Here is a 4,504-nt window from a genome sequence, read left to right on the forward strand (position 1 = left end):
GAAATCCGTCTCCTTGCAAAACAGGGCGATAACGACACGCTAGCAACAGGTCTAAAAAGTCGAGTAAGGAGGGAGCTATAGAACTCTAATTGGGGATAGGCTTTGAAGATTGCTAGCGCGATTGTAGATCTGACGCCAATCGATTGTTTGCCGTTGGGCGGCTATAGTGGTCCGGAGCGCCTGGTGCGCAAGAAGCACGGTCGGTTGGAGGCAAACATTTCGATGTTCGGAACCCCACCAAACGCGGTGGCGATTATTGCGGTTGATACTCTGTTTGCAGGACCCGATCTAACAAATGCGATCACGAAAATATTCAAAGAAGCTCATGGGTTGACTGCTGAACGGGTTCTGATTTTGGCGTCACATACCCATTTTGCACCTATGCTTGATAAAACTAAACCAAAAATTGGGCCGGTTTGCTGAGCAAGAATTTATTCGTTGGAGGGCATTAATAGAAGAGGCCGTTATAAATCTTTCAGTAATTGAAGTTTCGAAGGTTAAAACCAGTAGTGGAGAAACAAATAAATCGGTAAATCGTCGTTTGAAATGGAGGTTTCCTACCTTTGTGAGAATTTCGGGTAGAATAGATAGTGATATCTATACTTGTGATAATCCAAGCGGCATACGTGATTCGTTGATCCGAATTTTTATGTTTAAGACTAATCAATCCAAAGTAGCTGCTATAGTTTGGACGTTTGCTTGTCATCCGGTTGGGTTTCCTGAGCCGGACACTGTTAGTGCTGATTTTGTTGGAGTCGTCCGAGAACGGCTGCGTAAAATTTACGGACCTCAAGTCCCCGTTATATTTGCACCTGGTTGTATGGGCGATGTGAGGCCGCGATCCCCCGGGACTTGGAAGACCCTGAGCAACATAGCACGTTGTGCAATATTCGGTCCGACCGCACCAGGTTTCAATAGGCAAGAATGGGATCGATGGGCAAATGAACTTGCCGATGAAGTGGTTGCTATTGCTAATGCGGGTAAAGTGCGTTTCTTGAAAGATGATAATTTTCCAGCAATATCCGCAAGGCTTCCTTTGGCCGAGTTTTTCAATGGTTACACCCCGGTTTCTGAGTTATCCTGTAAGGCAGTGAGTGTTCCAGGCTCGGTCGAATTGCAGCGTTATCATGCGAGCCAGTTACCGAGATAGCAAACATATTTCGCCATTGCCCAGATGATCTGATTCTTGGATATGAAGGCAACGTGTTCGGATATTTGCCGGTCGATTCTATAATAGCGGAAGGTGGTTACGAGCCATTTGGTTTCATGCCAGCATTTAATCTCCGTGGAAGCTGGAAGCCAAGTTTAGATCGTAAACTAGAAGACTTTAGCAAAATACTGCATATTTAGTTTTTGCGACCTATTCTAATACGAAGTTTTGTAGTTGTCGCACGAAGCACATCATTGAAGAGAAGCGCGGGCGATAGCAATGCGGCCCAGATAATACCACATGCGATCCCTGCGAAAATAGGTGGCATGTTTGATCGAAGGACCAAATATGCATTTAGTCCGATAGCTGCGGCGAAAATTCCAAGGACCAATAGGGCAGCGTCTCGCCAGTTAAATGGCGGAGGTGCTTCGATCGGAGTAAATCGACCATTTGTGTGTCCAAGTAAGATTGCTGAAATTATTAAAGCGGCCGCCATGCCCGCGACGGCACCATCGCTACCGAAGCGAAATGCCAATCCAGCGCCAAAGATGATATTTATGAAACAAAGAATCATATGCCCAAATAGGCTGCCATTCATTTTCCCGAGTGAATAAGAATTGAAGTACGCTGGGAGAGTAAGTGTATTTGCCATCCAACCGATGGCGAGCCATATAACGAAAACCGTGAACTTACCCGAACTGTCCCCTGTCCAAATCTCCTGGATAAATGGGGCTGCAGCGATCGCGCCAGAGAAAATGATTATCGCCAGAGTCGTGACTGTCGTCTGCGCAATGCCATAGAGATAAGCTAGTTTTGAGGGGTTGTTTCTTTGGTGACTGAAAGCCGACAGCAAAGGCTGCGCCCCAGAAAATATCAGAGCACGAACTTGTATTACGAACCGGCTTGCGAGCGAAAAGTCGGCGACTGCGGAAAGTGATCCGAAGTGGCCTAAGAATAGCCTAGTGGTTGGCTCAATCGCTGCCAACAGAAGAGTTTGCACCTGTACATTTGTTCCAAGATTGACGACTTTCCGAGCGGTTGATTTTCCGAATTTGGATGGCATCGGGCCTAGTTCGGGGAGAATTTTGGTTAGTTGTAACCAAGCCATAAAGGTTGTCGTCACTACCTGCGCGTTCATCGCGAGGGCGCCGCCGACAATACCGTAACTGGGAGCGCATATAACTAATACAGCTAAGCCGACAATCGCCCCAATGCCGGTTGACCACAATCGAAGGTCGTTGCGTTGTAGGGCAGTCAAGATTAGTGAATTGGCTGACCCTACGCCAAGAAATAAAGTGTAAATGACTGCCAGCGGTGCTAGCCCGTTAACGAGTTCAGTATGTGCTAGGCCTACTTGTTTTCCAATAAAATCTACAAAAGGAACGTAGATGATTCCCAATACGACTATATAAATAGCTATGGAACATAGTATTGTGGTATCTATATACTCAATTGTCTCCTTTCGGCGACCTTCACTTTCAAGTTTCGGAACAAAGTGGCTAAGTGCGCTTGCAAACCCCGCCCCTGCCATTGAGCCGAGATTTGCCATTATCATTACTAGCGATAGAATGCCTACTCGCTCGGCGCCTGCTTGCCGGTAGAGCACTCCATAGATGATGAAAAAGCTAAGTCCCACGATCACCTGTTCGAGCACAGCCGCTGAGGCATTGATTTTTAATGGCTTTGTCATCGAATTTTAAGGGCCTCAAGACATCGAGTAGCTCGACCTTGACATCTGTGCGGGTCTATTACCAGCGGTTAAAAATGTTTCTTTCGCAAGCAAGTTGTGCATGCTAGCGATATTGCCATGTTGAAAAAAAGACAATCTTCGGCAGGGGCGATCAATAGTTACCAAGGATATGGTAGCCAATCGCCTTGTCGAACTGGGCCTTAAGAGCGGTGACATTCTCTATCTCCGATGCGGTCTGGGTAGAATAGGTATTCCGCGGACACAAATCGAAGAAATATTCCTGGGCGGGATAAGGGAGGTTCTCGGCAGTGAGGGAACCCTTATAACACCTGCATTTGTACCAATTTCATTCAGATGGAGTAAAAACCTCGCTATTAGTAGTGAATCGACTAAGCCGGTGACGGGTCTCTTTGCATCATTGCTGCTGGAACAGTCAGGGGCGGTGCGATCGAACCATCCGACCCATTCGTTTGCCGGATTGGGTAAAAATGCAAAATCAATACTTGCTGGTCATTCTGAACATGGTGCTTGTTTCGAGCCGATGCGTGCCGTTGTCGATGCCGATGGATTGATGATGCTGGTCGGCTGCGTTGCAGATTCCCCGGGCTTCTCGACTGTTCATTTGGCGCAGTATGATCTCGGACTTTCACAGCGTCACTATGCCAAATGGCTGTTGGCGGTACGTAAGGGCTCCGAGAACGGTGAGGTCTTTCATCCCATTGAGTCGCCCGGTTGCAGTAATGGTTTCGGGAAATTTTACAGAGACTATATCGATGACGGCAATTTCTCTTGTGGCTATGTTGGAAATGCTTGGTCGATCGCAGTACGTGCGGCCAAAGCTTACGAGCGGGAATACCGTATTTTGTCAACCAACCCTCTCTATCCTTTGTGCGATCAAGCCGACTGTTTTAGCTGTCGTATAACACGCGGGTACAACAAGCGAGCTGTTCCTGGTGCGCTAATCTCAAAAGCAACTAGATTGGTCACGAAGGCGTTCCGATAGATGAGAGATGGGGGCATTGAAATTTGTTTAACAATGCATTGGGAACGTTACTCCAACCGGCACGACTGAATAACGGGTTTAATTGGGGGACGCCACTTAATCTGAGTAAAGAATGCTAAAGAAACCGGCCAATGCAGATACCTTTTACGGAAAATTTGTCCAAAGTGGCTCCTTGAACTGCTAGAATGCAGAAAAGGGCAATAGCGGTTTTTGTGGATTCACTACTGTGTATACTTACAGTGGCTCTGGCCTACAGATTGCGTCTGGACGCTTGGATTTTTCCCACCGGCCAACAATGGCTTTCCTATCTACTTTCCGTCGCCATCGCCCTACCCATTTTTTATCAAATTCGGGCTTTATCGCGCAATTTTCCGCTATGTGGGATGGTACGCCTTAAGCGCTGTAACGCTCGCATGCCTCCTCTATGGAGCAATCTACTCGTTCATTTTTTCGGTTGTTGGTATTACATTAGTCCCGAGAACAACCGGATTTCTTCAACCCATACTTCTGTTCATTTCTGTCGGGGCCTCAAGAGCTGTCGCTCGTTTCTGGCTTGGTGGCGGATATGCAGCAATACTTGGGACCGCCCCAAGACGGCGCGTTCTAATTTACGGGGCGGGCTCCGCGGGTCGACAGCTGGCGGGTGGATTGGCTAGCAGTC

The 4,504-nt window shown here is 47.6% G+C and carries 4 protein-coding genes; 3 read left to right on the forward strand and 1 reads right to left on the reverse strand.

What is annotated here, in order from left to right; genetic code table 11:
• The first annotated feature begins 102 nt into the window (after positions 1-102).
• Both VZ94_RS21395 and VZ94_RS21400 read left to right on the forward strand, forming a co-directional pair.
• Positions 103-423 carry a hypothetical protein gene (locus VZ94_RS21395; protein ID WP_045780799.1) on the forward strand — a complete coding sequence of 107 codons (321 nt, stop codon included), beginning with the start codon at positions 103-105 and terminating at the stop codon, positions 421-423.
• The gene (locus VZ94_RS21400; protein WP_045780800.1) at positions 386-1,150 is read left to right on the forward strand and encodes a hypothetical protein; all 765 of its coding nucleotides are present in this window, start codon (positions 386-388) and stop codon (positions 1,148-1,150) included. Before VZ94_RS21395 ends, VZ94_RS21400 begins: the two co-directional genes overlap by 38 nt.
• A gap of 196 nt (positions 1,151-1,346) precedes the next feature.
• Here VZ94_RS21400 and VZ94_RS21405 read toward each other — a convergent pair whose 3' ends face one another.
• On the reverse strand, positions 1,347-2,840 hold the full coding sequence (locus VZ94_RS21405; RefSeq protein WP_045780801.1) for a lipopolysaccharide biosynthesis protein: 1,494 nt from the start codon (positions 2,838-2,840) through the stop codon (positions 1,347-1,349).
• A gap of 169 nt (positions 2,841-3,009) precedes the next feature.
• Between VZ94_RS21405 and VZ94_RS21410 the strand changes: the two genes are divergently transcribed.
• A complete protein-coding gene (locus VZ94_RS21410; protein ID WP_045780802.1) occupies positions 3,010-3,843 on the forward strand; it encodes an AAC(3) family N-acetyltransferase in 834 nt (277 codons plus the stop codon).
• Positions 3,844-4,504 lie beyond the last annotated feature (661 nt).

This window comes from Methylocucumis oryzae, assembly GCF_000963695.1.
GTDB lineage: Bacteria > Pseudomonadota > Gammaproteobacteria > Methylococcales > Methylomonadaceae > Methylovulum > Methylovulum oryzae.

Bases quoted from the DNA above. Each gene is read 5' to 3' on its own strand.
- VZ94_RS21405 (WP_045780801.1), bottom strand. From the start codon at position 2,840: ATGACAAAGCCATTAAAAATCAATGCCTCAGCGGCTGTGCTCGAACAG.
- VZ94_RS21410 (WP_045780802.1), top strand. From the start codon at position 3,010: ATGGTAGCCAATCGCCTTGTCGAACTGGGCCTTAAGAGCGGTGACATT.